The 17,626-nt window shown below is 44.6% G+C and carries 14 protein-coding genes, 1 tRNA gene, 1 rRNA gene and 1 other RNA gene; 9 read left to right on the top strand and 8 right to left on the bottom strand.

Annotated elements, in window-relative coordinates; translation table 11 throughout:
* Nucleotides 1-59: 59 nt before the first annotated feature.
* From ssrS to serA, 4 genes are all read left to right on the top strand, one after another.
* Nucleotides 60-243: non-coding RNA, 6S RNA (ssrS, locus tag RH85_RS22130), on the top strand.
* A gap of 31 nt (nt 244-274) precedes the next feature.
* Nucleotides 275-868 (top strand): 5-formyltetrahydrofolate cyclo-ligase, encoded by a 594-nt coding sequence (locus RH85_RS00515; RefSeq protein ID WP_006710204.1) that lies wholly within the window; start codon nt 275-277, stop codon nt 866-868.
* A 75-nt stretch (nt 869-943) separates the two neighbouring features.
* Complete coding sequence (gene rpiA / locus RH85_RS00510; protein WP_006710203.1) at nt 944-1,600, top strand: ribose-5-phosphate isomerase RpiA; 657 nt, start codon at nt 944-946, stop codon at nt 1,598-1,600.
* Nucleotides 1,601-1,917: 317 nt separating this feature from the next.
* Complete coding sequence (gene serA, locus RH85_RS00505) at nt 1,918-3,147, top strand: phosphoglycerate dehydrogenase (protein ID WP_006710202.1); 1,230 nt, start codon at nt 1,918-1,920, stop codon at nt 3,145-3,147.
* A gap of 78 nt (nt 3,148-3,225) precedes the next feature.
* On the opposite strand, the gene ilvN is transcribed toward serA, so the two are convergent.
* The 6 genes from ilvN to RH85_RS00475 all read right to left on the bottom strand — a co-directional run bounded on the left by ilvN (nt 3,226) and on the right by RH85_RS00475 (nt 10,833).
* A complete protein-coding gene (gene ilvN, locus RH85_RS00500; protein WP_005593030.1) occupies nt 3,226-3,720 on the bottom strand; it encodes an acetolactate synthase small subunit in 495 nt (164 codons plus the stop codon).
* Nucleotide 3,721: 1 nt separating this feature from the next.
* Nucleotides 3,722-5,446, bottom strand: coding sequence for an acetolactate synthase 3 large subunit (locus RH85_RS00495; protein WP_006710201.1), 1,725 nt, complete (start codon nt 5,444-5,446; stop codon nt 3,722-3,724).
* 419 nt (nt 5,447-5,865) lie between these two features.
* Nucleotides 5,866-7,674, bottom strand: a complete 1,809-nt coding sequence (locus tag RH85_RS00490) for an AMP-dependent synthetase/ligase (RefSeq protein WP_006710200.1) — start codon at nt 7,672-7,674, stop codon at nt 5,866-5,868.
* Nucleotides 7,675-7,885: 211 nt separating this feature from the next.
* Entirely contained in the window at nt 7,886-8,848 is a 963-nt protein-coding gene (leuO, locus tag RH85_RS00485; RefSeq protein WP_006710199.1) for a transcriptional regulator LeuO, read from the bottom strand.
* A gap of 405 nt (nt 8,849-9,253) precedes the next feature.
* A complete protein-coding gene (locus tag RH85_RS00480) occupies nt 9,254-10,300 on the bottom strand; it encodes an MJ1255/VC2487 family glycosyltransferase (protein ID WP_006710198.1) in 1,047 nt (348 codons plus the stop codon).
* Nucleotides 10,297-10,833, bottom strand: a complete 537-nt coding sequence (locus RH85_RS00475; RefSeq protein ID WP_006710197.1) for a phosphatase PAP2 family protein — start codon at nt 10,831-10,833, stop codon at nt 10,297-10,299. The genes RH85_RS00480 and RH85_RS00475 overlap by 4 nt, the downstream gene beginning before the upstream one ends.
* A gap of 555 nt (nt 10,834-11,388) precedes the next feature.
* Here RH85_RS00475 and leuA point away from each other — a divergent pair.
* The 5 genes from leuA to RH85_RS00450 all read left to right on the top strand — a co-directional run bounded on the left by leuA (nt 11,389) and on the right by RH85_RS00450 (nt 17,226).
* The gene (gene leuA, locus RH85_RS00470; protein ID WP_006710196.1) at nt 11,389-12,936 is read left to right on the top strand and encodes a 2-isopropylmalate synthase; all 1,548 of its coding nucleotides are present in this window, start codon (nt 11,389-11,391) and stop codon (nt 12,934-12,936) included.
* Between the two features lie 110 nt (nt 12,937-13,046).
* The gene (gene leuB / locus RH85_RS00465) at nt 13,047-14,138 is read left to right on the top strand and encodes a 3-isopropylmalate dehydrogenase (RefSeq protein ID WP_006710195.1); all 1,092 of its coding nucleotides are present in this window, start codon (nt 13,047-13,049) and stop codon (nt 14,136-14,138) included.
* A gap of 147 nt (nt 14,139-14,285) precedes the next feature.
* Nucleotides 14,286-15,686 (top strand): 3-isopropylmalate dehydratase large subunit, encoded by a 1,401-nt coding sequence (gene leuC, locus RH85_RS00460; protein ID WP_006710194.1) that lies wholly within the window; start codon nt 14,286-14,288, stop codon nt 15,684-15,686.
* An 11-nt stretch (nt 15,687-15,697) separates the two neighbouring features.
* Entirely contained in the window at nt 15,698-16,300 is a 603-nt protein-coding gene (gene leuD / locus RH85_RS00455; protein WP_006710193.1) for a 3-isopropylmalate dehydratase small subunit, read from the top strand.
* Nucleotides 16,301-16,431: 131 nt separating this feature from the next.
* Nucleotides 16,432-17,226: a DUF547 domain-containing protein gene (locus RH85_RS00450; protein ID WP_006710192.1), complete on the top strand. Its 795-nt coding sequence runs from the start codon at nt 16,432-16,434 to the stop codon at nt 17,224-17,226.
* Nucleotides 17,227-17,320: 94 nt separating this feature from the next.
* Here the strand turns inward: RH85_RS00450 and rrf are convergent.
* Nucleotides 17,321-17,436, bottom strand: a 5S ribosomal RNA gene (rrf, locus tag RH85_RS00445).
* A 16-nt stretch (nt 17,437-17,452) separates the two neighbouring features.
* Nucleotides 17,453-17,528 (bottom strand) — tRNA-Thr (locus RH85_RS00440).
* Nucleotides 17,529-17,626 lie beyond the last annotated feature (98 nt).

Here is a 17,626-nt window from a genome sequence, read left to right as displayed (position 1 = left end):
CTCTACTGTTGTAAATAAACGAGTGACGATCACTTGCCTATTATGACAGTGGAAACCAGTTTACCCTGGAGTGTGCGTTAGTGGGATTAAGTCCCTGAGCCGATAAGCAATCCCAAAGGGTTAGTATTTGAAGGCTATTGAGCAAGCTCGGCTCGTACCGAGAAGCCTACGGTCATCATTGCTGATCCGCCTTGAACCAGCTGGTTCAAGGGTCCAAATCTCCAACGGCACTCTGGGGTATCTCCTTGATACCCCATTATTTGGGTAAATCATCATGCTATCTCGACAGCAATTTCGTCAGCAAATCCGTAATATCCGACAGCAGCTCAGCGCTCGTGAACAACACGATGCCAGCATAAAGCTGATCGAACAATTCTCTCGTCTGCCTGAAATCAGTTCTGCACAACATATCGCGTTATATCTGACTGCCGATGGCGAAGTTGACACTAAGCCGCTGATTGATTGGCTATGGCACAAAGGCAAGCAAGTCTATCTACCCGTTATTCATCCTTTTTCCAAAGGCCATCTGCTTTTTTTGCACTATCAAAACGACACTCCGATGGTGCTCAATCAATATCGCATTGCAGAACCGAAGCTCAATCAACTGCTGATTCGCCCCGTCAATCAACTCGATATTATCTGCACGCCATTAGTCGGCTTTGATTCAACCGGTCATCGCCTCGGTATGGGCGGTGGCTATTACGATCGAACGCTCGCACCTTGGTTTAAAGATCGCGGTGGGCCGAAACCTATCGGCCTTGCTCATGATTGCCAGCATGTTGAGCGCCTCCCCGTCGAAGCGTGGGATGTACCACTACCTAAAATAGTGACACCGAGCAAAATATGGCAGTGGGAAAGTCACGGCTGAAACTAGCACCTTGAGGTAACTTGGGTATATAATTCGCCGCGCAAACGATAACGAACTTCCACTTAGGAGATGAGCATGACTCAAGATGAGATGAAAAAAGAAGCCGGTTGGGCTGCGCTTAAGTATGTTGAGAAAGACAGTATTGTAGGCGTCGGTACTGGCTCTACTGTAAATCACTTCATCGATGCTCTAGCTACTATCAAAGATGATATCAAGGGCGCTGTATCAAGCTCTGAAGCTTCAACCGCAAAATTAAAAGAGTTGGGCATTGAAGTTTTTGATTGTAACGAAGTTGCTCGTCTTGATGTTTACGTCGATGGTGCTGATGAAATTAACGCATACCGCGACATGATCAAAGGTGGCGGTGCCGCGCTGACTCGCGAAAAAATCGTTGCGGCGATTTCAGACAAATTCATCTGTATTGTTGATGACACAAAAGCAGTCGACATTCTTGGTCAATTCCCACTACCGGTTGAAGTTATCCCAATGGCGCGCTCATACGTGGCGCGTGAATTAGTAAAGCTGGGTGGCGATCCTGCTTACCGTGAAGGTGTTGTAACTGATAACGGTAACGTGATCCTTGATGTTCACAACATGCAAATCAGCAATCCTAAAGAGATGGAACGTTCAATCAACGCTATTGCCGGTGTGGTTACCGTTGGTCTATTTGCCGCTCGTGGTGCCGATGTCGTAATCACTGGCACACCAAATGGTGCAAAAATCGAAGAATAATAGCGCGCAACGATGTAACGTTGCCGATCGCTAACTGATTGAGGAGAATAAAAATCATCAATCTGTAAGGCATCATTCTGTTATTTCATTACAAGCGGCCCTATATTGGGCCGTTTTTTGTTTTTTATCGCTTAAAAATTATTCTTTATTCCGTAATTTTCTTACCCAAACTTTATTTTTTTTGTTAAGTTAGTGGACAGAAGACGCACAAGGAAAACGTTTGCGTACTAATGACCAGGTTAAAAAGCGTCTTTTTTAACCCTATTTAGTGCAATGTGCGCCAGTTTTGCCCCTTTCCCACTTTAAGGATGAAGATAATGGCCAAAGTTTCACTGGAAAAAGAAAAAATTAAAATACTTCTTTTAGAGGGTCTGCACCCATCGTCAGTAGAAGTTTTACAAGCAGCAGGTTACACCAACATCGAATACCATAAAGGCTCTTTATCAGAAGCTGAACTGATGGAAGCGGTAAAAGATGCCCACTTTATTGGTATTCGTTCACGTACCAACCTAACTAAAGAAATAATTAATGCGGCTGAAAAATTAGTTGCCGTTGGTTGTTTTTGTATTGGGACTAACCAAGTTGACCTACACGCAACGGCTGTGCGCGGTATTCCAGTATTCAACGCACCATTCTCTAATACCCGTAGCGTTGCAGAATTAGTCCTTGGTCAAATCCTACTGCTACTGCGCGGAATCCCAGAGAAAAATGCCTTGGCACACCGTGGTATTTGGAAGAAAAGTGCCGACAATTCTTACGAAGCTCGTGGCAAGCGTCTTGGCATCATCGGTTACGGCCATATCGGTACTCAGCTCGGCATTATTGCTGAAAACTTAGGCATGCGTGTTTACTACTACGATATTGAGAATAAGCTATCTCTGGGTAATGCAACGCAAGTCTTCACCATGAGTGAACTACTCAATAAGTGTGATGTTATCTCCCTGCACGTACCTGAAACACCTGAAACCAAAAACATGATGGGCGCAGAAGAATTTGCTCGCATGAAGCCAGGAGCCATCTTCATTAATGCCGCTCGCGGTACCGTGGTAGATATCGAGGCGCTTTGTCACTCTCTTGAAGCAGGCCACATCTCTGGCGCAGCCGTCGATGTGTTCCCAACAGAACCTGCAACCAATGCAGAAGCATTCGAATCACCACTGCAAAAATACGACAATGTTATTCTGACTCCACATGTGGGTGGCTCAACGCAAGAAGCACAAGAAAACATTGGCGTAGAAGTCGCGGGCAAACTGGCGAAATACTCAGATAACGGCTCAACACTTTCAAGCGTAAACTTCCCAGAAGTTTCACTCCCTGAGCACCGTGATTGTTCTCGCTTACTGCACATTCATAAAAACCGCCCTGGTATTCTGACGCAAATTAACACCATCTTTGCCGAAGAAGGCATTAACATTGCGGGCCAATATTTACAAACAGCGGCTGAAATCGGTTATGTGGTTATTGATGTCGAAACAGAGCGTTCAGCAGAAGCTCTAGCGAAACTAAAAACCATTGAAGGTACGATTCGCGCACGTATTCTGCACTAATCGTCAATCGAAGCTAACGACAAAAAAACCACCGAACGTTCGGTGGTTTTTCTTTTCTATACCAGAATCAAAGTAGTATTAAGCTTTTAACGCTCGCTCTCCGCGTGCAATGCCCACCACACCACTACGCGCAACTTCAATCACTTCCGTCACTTCAGAAAGCGCTTGAATGAAGGCATCAAGCTTTTCGCTATCGCCAGTTAGTTGCACCGTATATTGCGAGGCAGTGACATCCACAATCTGACCGCGGAAAATATCGGCAGTGCGTTTAACTTCGGCACGAGCAAAACCACTGGCCTTCACTTTCACCAACATTAATTCACGTTCAATATGCTCAAGCTCTGACACTTCCTGCACTTTTAAGACATCAATTAATTTATGCAGCTGTTTTTGGATCTGCTCCAGCACCAAATCATCTGAAATGGTGGTGATGTTTAGACGCGATAGTGTTTCATCATCCGTCGGTGAAACCGTCAGTGACTCGATGTTATAACCACGCTGAGAAAACAAGCCGACAACTCGTGATAGCGCACCCGGTTGGTTTTCCATCAATAGTGAAATGATATGTCTCATCTTAGGTACGCTCCGTCTTACTTAGCCACATTTTGTCCATACCCTCGCCTTTGATCTGCATTGGGTATACATGCTCTGTTTCATCAACATTGATATCAACAAACACCAAACGATCTTTCAGTTCGAGTGCTCGCTGCAGACCAGCTTCAAGCTCGTCAGGGGTTTCAATGCGAATACCAACATGGCCATAAGCTTCAGCAATCGCCGCAAAATCCGGCACTGAGCTCATATAAGAATTGGAGTGACGACCTTGATAAATAATATCTTGCCACTGCTTTACCATCCCAAGGAAGCGGTTGTTCAAGTTAATGATCTTAACTGGAATATCGTATTGCATCGCCGTCGATAACTCTTGGATATTCATCTGAATACTGCCATCGCCGGTCACCACCACCACTTCTTCATCAGGCTTGGCAAACTTTACCCCCATCGCAGCAGGTAAACCAAAGCCCATCGTGCCTAAACCACCAGAGTTAATCCAACGGCGTGGCTTGTTAAATGGGTAGTAAAGCGCAGCAAACATTTGGTGTTGGCCAACATCTGATGCGACATAAGCATCACCATTGGTCAGTTTATGCAGTGTTTCAATCACTTGTTGTGGCTTAATACGTTCAGGTGATTTAGCGTACTTCAAGCACTCTTTATTACGCCAAGTTTGAATTTCATCCCACCATTGGCTCAATGCTTGCTCATCGTTACTGCCGCCTTGCTCCACCAGCAAACTCATCATTGATGCCAGCACTTTATCGGCCGAGCCTACGATAGGCAGATCCGCTTTAACGTTCTTCGAAATAGAAGAAGGATCGATATCAATGTGCATGATTTTGGCATCTGGGCAGTATTTTTCTAGGTTATTGGTGGTGCGATCATCAAAGCGCACGCCAACACCAAAGATCAGATCGGCGCCATGCATCGCCATATTGGCTTCATAAGTGCCATGCATACCAAGCATACCAAGCGAGTTTTTATGAGTACCAGGAAATGCCCCCAGCCCCATTAAGGTACTGACAACCGGTAAGTTAAGCGTTTCCGCCAGCTTCAATAACGGTTCATCCGCCTCTGAAATTACAGCACCACCACCCACATACAGCACGGGTTTTTTTGCCTCTAGCAACGCTTTAAGGGCTTTTTTGACCTGACCTTTATGGCCTGTGGTGGTGGGTTTATATGAGCGCATCGAGATCGTTGCCGGGTACTCGTATGGCAATTTGATTTGTGGATTAAGAATATCTTTAGGTAAGTCGATAACCACAGGGCCTGGGCGGCCTGTCGTCGCAATATAGAAGGCTTTCTTAACGGTTTCAGGGATATCTTCGGCTTTCTTAACTAAGAAGCTGTGTTTTACCACCGGGCGTGACACACCGACTATATCGCACTCTTGGAACGCATCATTACCAATCAGGTTATTCGGCACATTACCAGAAATAACAATCATGGGAATCGAATCCATATACGCGGTTGCAATCCCCGTAATCGTGTTCGTTGCGCCTGGGCCTGAACAAACCAGCACCACACCCGGATTACCCGTTGCGCGCGCGTAGCCGTCAGCCATGTGCGTTGCTGCTTGTTCATGACGAACCAGAACATGTTTAATTTGCTCCGTTTTCGCATGCAGCGCATCATAGATATCCAATACTGAACCGCCTGGATAACCGAAAATCTGTTCCACTCCTTCTTCGATGAGAGATTGAACAACCATCTCAGCACCGGACAACATTGCTGTCATATTTTTCTCCTTACCTGCACCAATCAATAGGGTTCATTGTTTGGTCAGTTGCACATAGTTAGGGCTTATTTTTAGCCTAAATGAAATACTTCCACTCTTTCTCTATGCCTTGCGCATGTCATAACAACACGCAAGCAATAGCAACAAATGTAACGTTTTATTTTCAAAGAATCTATTGCGACTTTTCTCTCATTCCTCACACAATTCTATGAATTCCGAGAATGACGATAAAAAGACGACAAATACAGCCTAAAAATCAGCATCTTTCCACAAAACCTCGACAAAAAAAGCGGAATATTTTTTGTGCACTTTTCTTTCAAGCACTCTCCTGCCTAGTTTGAAAGTAAAAAAAATCCCCCGCAACCAAGTTATGATTGTGGGGGATTTTTAATCAACCTAAAAATTTAGATTGAGAAAAGCTACTTCTTAGACGGTTTATCGTCGTACATTTCTTCGATTTCATCTTGGTATTTATCGTTAATCACCTTGCGACGCAGTTTCTGCGTTGGGGTTAACTCACCATCGTCCATCGAGAAAGCTTTCGGCAGCAATTTGAATTTCTTCACTTGCTCAAACTTAGCCAGTTCTTTTTGCAAGTCGTTCACACGTGATTCAAGCATCTCAACAATTTGATGGTGCTTAATCAGCTCTACGCGATCATGGTATTTGATATTCAGTTCTTTCGCGTACTCTTCCAAGCTATCAAAACACGGCACGATCAACGCAGAAACAAATTTACGCGTATCTGCAATCACGGCAATTTGCTCGATGAAATGGTCTTTACCAATTGCGCCTTCAACCACTTGCGGTGCAATGTATTTACCGTTCGATGTTTTCATCAACTCTTTAATGCGATCGGTAATAAACAAGTTACCGTTCTCATCAATATGGCCTGCATCGCCCGTTTTTAAGAAGCCGTGCTCATCAAAAGTTTGTGCCGTCTCTTCTGGCATTTTGTAATAACCGCGCATCACCATCGGACCACGAACTAAGATCTCGTTGTTCTCACCGATCTTCACTTGCGCGCCCGGCATCGACATGCCGATCGAAGCAGGATCAAAACACTTATCATCCCAACAAGAAACCGTTGCCGTGGTTTCGGTCATGCCGTAACCCAACTTAACGTTGATACCAATGGCATGGAAGAAGCGACCAATGGTCTCATCCAATTTCGCACCACCACATGGCATGAAATTGATTCGGCCACCCAACAGAGCACGCAATTTCGACAACACTAACTTATCAGCAAGCTTGTACGATTTTTTCAGCATCAATGATGGCTTACGACCATCTTGATGGCATACCGCCATTTTCGCGCCCATGTTAACCGCCCAAGTAAATAATACTTTGCGGATAAATGGCGCCTTAGAGACTTTCTCATGAATCGCAGAGAAGATCTTTTCGTAGAAGCGCGGCACAGCACTCATCACGGTTGGACGAATTTCGCTTAGCGCATCACGAACTTGCATCGTATCTTGCAGGTAGCAGTTAGTTGCTCCACGGTACAAGACATAGAAAGTCCACGCACGTTCAAACACGTGAGACAGCGGCAAGAAGCACAGTGACACATCTTGATCGGTTAAGCTTAAACGCTGATCATGACCTTGTAACTGCGCGCCTATGTTGGCGTAATCAAGCATTACGCCTTTTGGTTGGCCAGTTGTACCAGAGGTATAGATAAGCGTTAATAGATCGTCGAGGTTCGCATCATCAAGACGCAGTTGTAGCTCTGCCTGATGTGCCTCATTACCACGAGCAATGAAATCTTGCCAGCTGACCGCAAACGTATGACCTTGCAGATCAATGTCATCAGACATTGCGACAATCAGTTCTAGCTGCTCACACTGTTCAAAGATAGATACAGCCAAATCAAATTGAGGCTGCTCACCAACAAACAAAACTTTGACGTCTGCATTTTGCAGAATATACGCTGATTGTGCAGCGGTGCTTGTTGGGTAAATTGGCACAATCACACCACGCGTTTGCAGCGTAGCGATATCCGCAACGGTCCATTGCGGCATGTTGTTTGAGAAGATCCCTATCTTATCTTGTACTCGTAATCCTTGAGCCAATAAAGCAAGTGAAATTGCATCCACCTGCTGACCAAATTGCTGCCAGCTAATACCTTGCCATAAGCCATCTACTTTGTGCTTAAGCGCTGTACGTTCACCGCCTTGTGCAATCTGTTCACGAATTCTTTTAACGATATGAAAATCTAAATTGGCCATCTTTTCTACCTTTAAGCTTACACCTGTAAGCCTTTTGCGCGCACAGTGTACATTTCAAGTTAAAAAAGGCAACTGACACGCATCAAACTTATAAGAAAAAGCCTCGGAGACTTTCGCCATCCGAGGCTTAAAATAGCAATATATTATTTAATAAGATTGTAGCAGATATCATAAGAGACAAAATTTAAACATAAGTTTCAATAACTTAATTTTAAATATCGAGAGCAACTACCTCTCCACAGATTTGCATCAACTGATCTCGTAACCAAATATGTCCTTTGTCTTTTTCACTTGATTCATGCCAACTTAGGTAGCCATTTATGCTCGTATTGGCAAATGGGGAGGCTACAATCTGTAACTGTTGCTGATTCGCGGCATTTTCAACCATCCAACGAGGAGCGATCGTCACTAGCTCTGATTGACCAACCACATACAAAACATTACTCAAACTCGTGCCTTCATAATAAGCACTAACATCGAGTTCTTTATAAGCTTGCTCAGAGAAACTACGTTGTCCATGGACGCGTGATAGTTTCGCATGGCGCTCTGAACGCAACGTTTCCACACTGACTGAATTTTTAATACGAGGGTGAGCTTTGGATGCCACAATCACCAATTCATCCTGGAAGATCTCTGTGCTTGAAAAGCCTTGCTCATCAAATCGAGCGTAGTCAATTACGAAGTCAATTTCTTGATAGCGCATACGTTCAGCTAACTGGCGATCAAACTCAGCATCTAAGTGCAATTGTACGTATGGGGCTCTCTGATGAATCGTATCCATTACTTTTGGCGCAAAACGCATGTCGCAAGGGCTACACATTGCCAATTTAAAAAGACGGGTTGAGGTTTCTGGAGCGAACACAGAGCTCGGCAGTTCATTACGGATTAATTGCAGTGCCTGACGAACCGGACCAAACAGCTGACGAGCTCGCTGTGTTGGTTGAATACCACGACCTTGACGCATGAATAGCTCGTCATTAAACATCACTTTTAACCGCGCGACGGCATTACTAACGGCCGGTTGAGACATGCTTAAGTTGTGTGCAGCACGAGTAATGTTCTGCTCTTGCATTACGGCATCAAATACGGTTAACAAATTAAGATCAACACCACGTAGTGTGCTTTCCATTCGGTAGCTTGCGATTGCGCTCATTGGTTCTTTTGCTTCTGTCATCGGTCTCTTCTCTTTAAATTGAATCATTGGGCAAAACACAAAGCTCACTGTGCTATACCAATTTAATCGCAACGCTATCTAGACGACTTATTTATTTGCGATTTAGATGATTAGTAAGGAAAAGAGACTATCGACCAATCAATTATCTCAGTGCAACTGGATTGAGAATTAATCAGTATTTTTTAGCCAAAAACAATTAATTACCTTATTAAACAAGAAGATAATCAATATGTAAAAATAGCTAAATTGCTTTTTTTTAGTTACTTGATAACAGATTCACTCCAATTATGAATGTTACGCACAATCAATTGATGACATTAATAAGCGCGATTACAAAGCATAACCCCCTCAATAATTTTACTGTATTGAATGGATGAGTCATCATGCAAGGCCATACACTTAACGTCACTCGTTGAACGCATAGCTGGGAAAATCCACTTGGCTCCATAACCGCGCGGTTAATTGCTCGGTACTATCCCACTCCCCTTTCAGCAGCCAATCGACGATCGCACTGGCAACATCAGGGTATTGGACTCGCTCACCGGGCTCTTCATCCAACCAATTGCGTACAATTGAAGCGTCAAGAATTTCCATGCTGCTGGCAAGGCCTAAACTTTCTAACGTTGCCACGTTGGACAGTTGTTCAAATTGCCCTGCCAGTGGCTTGAGCAATAATTTCTTCCCCATCGTCAGAGCTTCAGAGGGTAATTCAAAACCACCGTTAGCAATGATCCCTGCGCAGCGATTGAGATAGTGCTGAAATTCTCCTAAGCTAAGCGGAAAAAACTGAATATTGTCGATTTGTTTTGCCGCCAATATTTGCGGATGAAAACAGACAAAACTCTGGCGGCTGAAACGCAACAATAAATCGGTGATATCGTCTAAGCTTTCGAATGGCAAATAGACCAGTACATAGGCTTGGGAATCGACATCCTCTCGCTTAGTATGAATAATTGGCGGTAAAATCGGTTGGTTGAAATGATGCCAATGTAAACCCAAATGAATCGAACTTGGAGCAAAGTAACGAATCACTTGTTTATCTAACCAACTCGCTCCTTTTAAAGGCACTGGGTAACGAAACGCATTTTGATGGCTAATACTAATAATGGGCTTTTTCTGTATTTTTGCCGCCCAAGCAGAAACCGGCTCAAAATCATTGAGCACCAAATCGTAGCCAGAAAGATCCAACGCTGACACTTCTTGGTAAAACTCAAACAGACTATTTTCCAGTATCGTTTGACGGTAATTAACTTTGCCTTTCTCGGTAATAAAAGTCAGCCCACGGCGAATGCGATAATCACCAAACGCCTGCATAGCAAAATACTTATCTGCCTCACGTCCCGAAAACAGAAAATCAACCTCCACCTCTTTCTCTTTAAGTGCGTCACACATAGCTCTAGCTCGCGCTATATGCCCATTGCCTGTTCCTTGTACACCATACAAAATTTTCATAGTGCATTACTCCCAAGCCATTGCACTGCTGCATTGGCGCAGCTAAAGCCGAGACAAGCTCCCAACAACACATCACTAAGAAAGTGAACCCCAAGCAATAGCCGTGACATCGCAATCATCGTCGCCCATGTCAGGGCAACTAACTCAAAAGATGGATAAAATTGGCCAATAAGCGTCGCCATAACAAATGCAGCGGCAGTATGGCCTGAGGGCAAGCTATAGCGATCATAGGGAGTAATAAAGGAAGGGATCAGAACACTGAGCTCTTGAGGACGTCGTCTTTTAAAAACATTCTTCAGCAACCAGTAAATAGGCAATTCAATCACAAAGGCCAGTAAGCCAGCAGCTAAAAACAATTTACCCACTTGTCCATCAAACCACCATGCCAGTAGACCAATCAGTGCATAAAGGTGGCCATCTCCAGTGTGGGACACTATCCGGCTAAGTTTTGAAACAGGTTGTGTGAATTTATGTTGCAAACAGAATAAAGAAAACGCGAGATCAAACTTGGCAATTGGCTCTATAGTGCGCATGGTATGCTCCGATAGTTAGCGCGATTGATCTCAAGCTAAGCCAGTTAGATGACACTAAGTTGACGAATTTTTGTTGAGTTGGTGACAAGGCGAGTCACGATTGATTTGCTCTTTGTTAGGCTCCTTTCACCATCTTGCTCTGATGATATTGATAATTCTCACTTATTTAGGTTTGCTCAGCGCATTTACCGCCAACAACAAAACTTATCCCACTAAAATCATTTCTTATGCTGAAGATTTCGCCCAATTGAATAAAAAAGCAACTTTAGGGTTGACGTGCAGTGCTGAGTACGGTACTAATCTATTAACTTAAATATGTGGTTTCATTAACTCTCTTAGGAAGTAGTTAACAATGACAAGAACATTTTCTCGCCAACTGAGCCTCCTCCTGATCGTGAATCAATCGCGCGGGTAGGCTGTGGAAGAGAATTAACCACACAGATTTACAACAGACCCGCACCGAGATGCGGGTTTTTTTATGATCAAATACTGGAAGTAATCGTTTAAATACCCACCGAACAGTGGATAAACAAACGAATCAAGAAGGAAGCACTTATGAACGATCAAGTCATTATTTTCGACACCACTTTGCGTGATGGCGAACAAGCGTTGTCAGCCAGTTTGACAGTCAAAGAAAAACTGCAAATTGCGTATGCACTTGAACGTCTCGGTGTGGATGTTATTGAAGCGGGCTTCCCTGTTTCTTCGCCTGGCGATTTTGAGTCGGTACAAACCATTGCACGACACATTAAGAACAGCCGCATCTGCGCGCTTTCTCGCGCGGTACCCAATGATATCGATGCCGCAGCCCAAGCGCTAAAAGTAGCGGAAGCTTTCCGTATTCATACCTTCATTTCAACCTCAACCGTCCACGTACAAGATAAACTGCGCCGCAGTTATGATGACGTAGTTGAAATGGGCGTTAGAGCAGTAAAACACGCGCGCCAATATACTGATGATGTCGAATTCTCTTGTGAGGATGCAGGTCGTACTCCCATCGATAATCTATGTCGCATGGTTGAAGCAGCGATCAAAGCAGGCGCTAGCACAGTCAATATTCCTGATACGGTCGGCTACACCGTTCCAAATGAGTTTGGTGGCATAATCGAAACACTGTTTAATCGAGTACCGAATATCGATAAAGCCGTCATTTCAGTCCACTGCCATGATGATTTAGGTATGTCAGTGGCCAACTCAATTGCCGCCGTTCAAGCAGGTGCTCGCCAAATCGAAGGCACCATCAATGGGATTGGTGAGCGTGCCGGCAACTGTGCACTAGAAGAAATTGCGATGATCATTAAGACACGTCAAGAGCTGCTAGGTGTTCATACCGGTCTTAAATATGATGAGATTCATCGTACTAGCAAACTCGTTAGCCAATTGTGCAACATGCCAATTCAGAGTAATAAAGCAATTGTTGGTACCAATGCCTTTAGCCATTCGTCAGGCATCCACCAAGATGGCATGTTAAAGAATAAGAACACCTATGAAATCATGACGCCTGAATCGATCGGTTTGAAGAATCAATCATTGAATCTAACCAGTCGTAGTGGCCGAGCAGCAGTAAAGAGCCATATGGAAGCGATGGGTTACAAAGAAGAAGAGTACAACCTAAATGCCTTGTATGAAGACTTCTTGAAACTCGCCGACCGAAAAGGCCAAGTCTTTGATTACGATCTAGAAGCGTTAATGCACTTCTCTAACTTGCGTGATGAAGACGATTTCTACAAGTTGAATTACCTAAGCGTGCAATCGGGCAGTGTAATGGCAACCACTACGATTCAGTTGCAGTGTGGCGATGACGAAAAATGTGAAGCGGCAGTCGGCAATGGACCAGTTGATGCACTTTATCAGTGTATTTATCGCGTAACCGGGTACGATATTGTATTGGATAAATTCGATCTTACCGCTAAGGGCGAAGGTGAAGATGGATTAGGCCAAGCCGATATTATTGCCAACTACAAAGGACGTAAATATCACGGCACCGGTATATCAACAGATATTGTTGAAGCATCTGGTCAGGCTCTATTGCATGTCATCAATAGCATCCATCGCGCCGATCAAATTGCCGAAATTAAGCAGCAAAAAATAGCCACTGTATAGAATCACAATCAAACTCGGTCATGCCGTGTTTGAACAAATTGGAATAGCAACACAACGCTATAGCCAAACAACTTAACGTTGGATGGGTATACAAAATTTAAAGGATTACCATGACAGAGAAGACTTACAAAATCGCGGTATTGGCCGGAGATGGCATTGGCCCAGAAGTAATGGCTCAAGCGAATAAAGTACTGGATGCGATTGAAACCAAGCGTGGCATCACGTTTCAGCGTGAAGCCCATGATGTAGGCGGTATTGCTATCGATAATCATGGCAGTCCACTACCACAATCTACCGTCGCAGCCTGTGAACAATCAGATGCGGTTCTGTTTGGTTCTGTTGGTGGTCCTAAATGGGAACACCTGCCACCGAATGATCAGCCAGAACGCGGCGCTTTGCTGCCACTGCGTAAACACTTCCAGCTATTTTGTAACCTTCGTCCTGCACAGATTCACACAGGCCTAGAAGCCTTTTCACCACTGCGTGCCGATATCTCTGAGCGTGGCTTTGATATTGTCGTTGTACGTGAACTGACTGGCGGCATCTACTTTGGCCAACCGAAAGGGCGGGAAGGTGAAGGGCCAAACGAGAAAGCGTTTGATACTGAGATTTACCACCGTTTTGAAATTGAACGCATTGCTAAGATTGCCTTTGAATCTGCGCGATTACGCGGCAAAAAAGTGTGCTCTGTCGATAAAGCTAACGTATTACAAAGCTCAATTCTATGGCGTGAAGTGGTTGAAGAGATTGCCAAAGATTATCCAGATGTTGAGCTTTCACACATCTACATCGACAACGCGACCATGCAGCTAATCAAAGACCCTTCTCAGTTTGACGTCATGCTATGTTCCAACATTTTCGGTGACATTATTTCTGACGAGTGCGCCATGATCACCGGTTCAATGGGTATGCTTCCTTCTGCTAGCCTGAACGAAAGTAAATTTGGTTTGTATGAACCAGCAGGTGGCAGCGCACCGGACATCGCAGGCAAAAACATCGCAAACCCTGTCGCTCAAATCCTTTCTGCAGCGCTAATGTTGCGTTATAGCCTAGGTGAAGAAGATGCAGCGCAAGATATCGAGAATGCGGTAGCAAAAGCGCTATCAGCCGGTGAACTGACGGCCGATCTTGCAGGCAGCAAGCCTGCGCTATCGACCACCGAGATGGGCGATAAAATCGCGGAATACATCTTAAACTCGTAGAACTATTTAATTTATAACAATTAGAGATAGTCGTCTCACGACAGTAATAACGACACCAATAGCTTAAGGTTATTGGTGTCCCAACAAGGCCGGAGATGCCCTTGAAATGGCTATTACTGCAACTCAAGACGACGAGGAAAGGAAGCAATGGGCAAAACACTATATGAAAAAGTCTACGACGCACACGTAGCCGTCGCCGCAGAAGGTGAAACCCCGATTTTGTACATCGATCGCCATTTAGTACACGAAGTAACCTCACCACAAGCTTTCGATGGCTTGCGAGAAAAAGGGCGTAAAGTACGCCAAGTGAGCAAAACTTTCGCCACCATGGATCACAACGTTTCAACGACGACTAAAGACATCAATGCATCCGGTGAGATGGCCCGTATCCAGATGGAGACGCTATCAAAAAACTGTGAAGAGTTCGGTGTCACCCTTTATGACATTAACCATAAATATCAAGGCATCGTGCACGTCATGGGCCCAGAGCTTGGGATTACTCTACCGGGTATGACCATTGTCTGTGGCGATTCACACACCGCAACTCATGGTGCTTTTGGATCACTTGCCTTTGGTATTGGAACGTCGGAAGTTGAACATGTTCTAGCCACACAGACGCTCAAACAAGCGCGTGCTAAGACCATGAAAATCGAGGTAAAAGGTAAGGTTGCAGAAGGCATTACCGCCAAAGACATCGTCCTAGCGATTATCGGTAAAACCACCGCTGCTGGCGGCACTGGCTATGTGGTTGAATTCTGTGGTGACGCGATTACCGATCTTACGATGGAAGGTCGTATGACGGTATGTAACATGGCAATTGAGCTCGGCGCTAAAGCCGGTCTTATCGCACCTGACGCGACCACCTTTGATTACATTAAAGATCGCAAATTCTCACCAAAAGGTGATGATTTCACTGCGGCAGTTGACTACTGGTCGACGCTAAAAACAGATGAAGACGCGCAATTTGATGCGGTGGTAACACTCAACGCGGCTGATATAAAACCTCAGGTTACATGGGGTACTAACCCTGGCCAAGTGATCGCGGTTGATGCACCAATTCCATCTCCGGCCAGTTTTACCGATCCTGTTGAAAAAGCATCTGCTGAAAAAGCTCTGGCTTACATGGGATTAGAAGCAGGTAAAGCTCTCTCTGATTACTCAGTCGACAAAGTTTTTGTTGGCTCTTGCACTAACTCACGCATTGAAGACATGCGCGCGGCGGCTGAAGTAGCGAAAGGCAGAAAGGTTGCTTCGCATGTTCAAGCGCTTATCGTACCAGGATCTGAACAAGTGAAAGCGCAAGCTGAAGCGGAAGGGTTGGATACCATTTTTAAAGACGCCGGTTTTGAATGGCGCCTACCGGGCTGTTCAATGTGCTTGGCAATGAACAACGATCGCTTAGGTCCTCAAGAACGCTGCGCATCGACTTCGAACAGAAACTTTGAAGGTCGCCAAGGACGTGATGGCAGAACGCACCTAGTAAGCCCTGCAATGGCGGCGGCAGCGGCGATTGCTGGCCACTTTGTCGATATTCGTGAATTGGATTAAGGAGTTACAATATGTCAGGTTTTAAGCAACACACAGGCTTAGTTGTACCTCTTGATGCCGCTAATGTTGATACAGATGCCATCATCCCTAAACAGTTTCTGCAAAAAGTGTCTCGCTTAGGTTTTGGCAAGCACCTGTTCCATGACTGGCGCTTCCTTGATGATGCTGGCCAACAGGCAAACCCAGAGTTTGTAATGAACGCACCTCGCTACCAAGGAGCTTCTATTTTATTGGCGCGTGAAAACTTCGGTTGTGGTTCATCACGTGAACATGCTCCTTGGGCACTGGCTGACTACGGTATTAAAGCGATGATCGCACCGAGTTTTGCTGATATTTTTTATGGCAACTCAATCAACAACCAAATGGTTCCAGTACGCTTAACTGAGCAAGAAGTGGATGAGATCTTTCAATTCGTTGAAGCCAATGAGGGTGCGCAGATAGAAATTGATCTTGAAGCGATGCGTGTTCGTGCCAATGGTAAAGAATACAGCTTTGAAATCGATTCATTCCGCCGTCATTGCCTGCTCAACGGTTTAGATAACATCGGCCTAACCTTGCAGCACGAAGCTAAAATCACTGAATACGAAAACAAAATACCAAGCTTTCTTGCTTAGTTAAAACATCTAGGTTGGCTTAATCGCCAACCTTTTTTTATCGCTTTGAAAGGATAGTTTGCTTGTCGATGGAAAGAATTACCTTCTCTCAACGGTCTAATTAATCAGGTTCTATCAGCTTGAGTTTTATTATGAAAACAAGATTCGCACTCAGCGTTACGTTGCTCGCACTCCCTTTTATTACGTTCTCAACTCAGGCTGCACCAAAGTCTGAACTATGGCCCTATTGGCAGCAAAGTAATGAAAATAATCACACGACGATTGATCATCAAGCTTGGCAGGAAATTCTTGATCAATATTTGTCGATTTCTGGTCAAAACCATCTTTTTGCTTACCAAGAAGTTAAACAGCAAGATAAGCAAAAACTGGATAACTATATCGCGCAATTAAGCCAAATAGACCCTAGAAACTATTCACAAGCGGTGCAATATGCTTACTGGGTCAATCTATATAATGCCGTGACTGTTGATCTCATTTTAGACGCCTACCCAGTCAAATCGATTACCAAACTCGGTGGCTTTTTCAGCTTTGGCCCTTGGGATGAAGAGGTCGTAACGATCGAGGGCAAGCAATTAACACTCAATGATATCGAACACCGGATACTGCGTCCCATCTGGAATGATCCTCGCACTCACTATGCCGTTAACTGTGCAAGCCTTGGTTGCCCCAACTTACAAACCGAGGCGTTCACCGCAAAAAATACAGAAATATTATTAGAACAAGCAGCAAAAGATTTTATTAATAGTCCCAAAGGAGTAAATGTGAGCGAAAAAGGGGTCATACTCTCTTCAATTTATGATTGGTTTAGTCGTGATTTCGCTGCTGATGGCGGCGTAATAACACACATTGAATCCTACCGCTCCAATTCCATAGTAAATTCGGCAACAGTCACGTACGACTATGACTGGTCTCTAAACAAGAAGTAGAACGAAAAAAGCCCCGATCGGATGATCAGGGCTTAAAATTTTATCGCTAAAACGAAAAAGCCCCGACCAAATGGTCAGGGCTTTCGGAAATAAAACCTGGCGATGTCCTACTCTCACATGGGGAAGCCCCACACTACCATCGGCGCTATTGCGTTTCACTTCTGAGTTCGGCATGGAATCAGGTGGGTCCGCAACGCTATGGTCGCCAAGCAAATTCTTTAATAAATGGTGCTGATACCCAGAATCGAACTGGGGACCTCATCCTTACCAAGGATGCGCTCTACCGACTGAGCCATATCAGCACACAAAATCTTTTGTCCTTCAGGACTAAAAAAGCCCGCTCTTAAACGGGCTCTTTTAACAGTTGTCTTCACCTTCTAAGAAGGAAAAAACGAAATTT

The sequence above is a fragment of the Vibrio ichthyoenteri ATCC 700023 genome (assembly GCF_000222605.1).
Taxonomy (GTDB): domain Bacteria; phylum Pseudomonadota; class Gammaproteobacteria; order Enterobacterales; family Vibrionaceae; genus Vibrio; species Vibrio ichthyoenteri.
Note: the sequence above shows the minus strand (reverse complement) of the source record. Positions and strands in the feature narration are given on the sequence as shown.

Bases quoted from the DNA above. Each gene is read 5' to 3' on its own strand.
- leuC (WP_006710194.1), top strand. From the start codon at position 14,286: ATGGGCAAAACACTATATGAAAAAGTCTACGACGCACACGTAGCCGTC.
- RH85_RS00475 (WP_006710197.1), bottom strand. From the start codon at position 10,833: ATGCGCACTATAGAGCCAATTGCCAAGTTTGATCTCGCGTTTTCTTTA.
- leuA (WP_006710196.1), top strand. From the start codon at position 11,389: ATGAACGATCAAGTCATTATTTTCGACACCACTTTGCGTGATGGCGAA.
- ilvN (WP_005593030.1), bottom strand. From the start codon at position 3,720: ATGAGACATATCATTTCACTATTGATGGAAAACCAACCGGGTGCGCTA.
- rpiA (WP_006710203.1), top strand. From the start codon at position 944: ATGACTCAAGATGAGATGAAAAAAGAAGCCGGTTGGGCTGCGCTTAAG.
- RH85_RS00490 (WP_006710200.1), bottom strand. From the start codon at position 7,674: ATGGCCAATTTAGATTTTCATATCGTTAAAAGAATTCGTGAACAGATT.
- serA (WP_006710202.1), top strand. From the start codon at position 1,918: ATGGCCAAAGTTTCACTGGAAAAAGAAAAAATTAAAATACTTCTTTTA.
- RH85_RS00515 (WP_006710204.1), top strand. From the start codon at position 275: ATGCTATCTCGACAGCAATTTCGTCAGCAAATCCGTAATATCCGACAG.
- leuB (WP_006710195.1), top strand. From the start codon at position 13,047: ATGACAGAGAAGACTTACAAAATCGCGGTATTGGCCGGAGATGGCATT.
- RH85_RS00450 (WP_006710192.1), top strand. From the start codon at position 16,432: ATGAAAACAAGATTCGCACTCAGCGTTACGTTGCTCGCACTCCCTTTT.
- RH85_RS00480 (WP_006710198.1), bottom strand. From the start codon at position 10,300: ATGAAAATTTTGTATGGTGTACAAGGAACAGGCAATGGGCATATAGCG.
- leuO (WP_006710199.1), bottom strand. From the start codon at position 8,848: ATGACAGAAGCAAAAGAACCAATGAGCGCAATCGCAAGCTACCGAATG.
- leuD (WP_006710193.1), top strand. From the start codon at position 15,698: ATGTCAGGTTTTAAGCAACACACAGGCTTAGTTGTACCTCTTGATGCC.
- RH85_RS00495 (WP_006710201.1), bottom strand. From the start codon at position 5,446: ATGACAGCAATGTTGTCCGGTGCTGAGATGGTTGTTCAATCTCTCATC.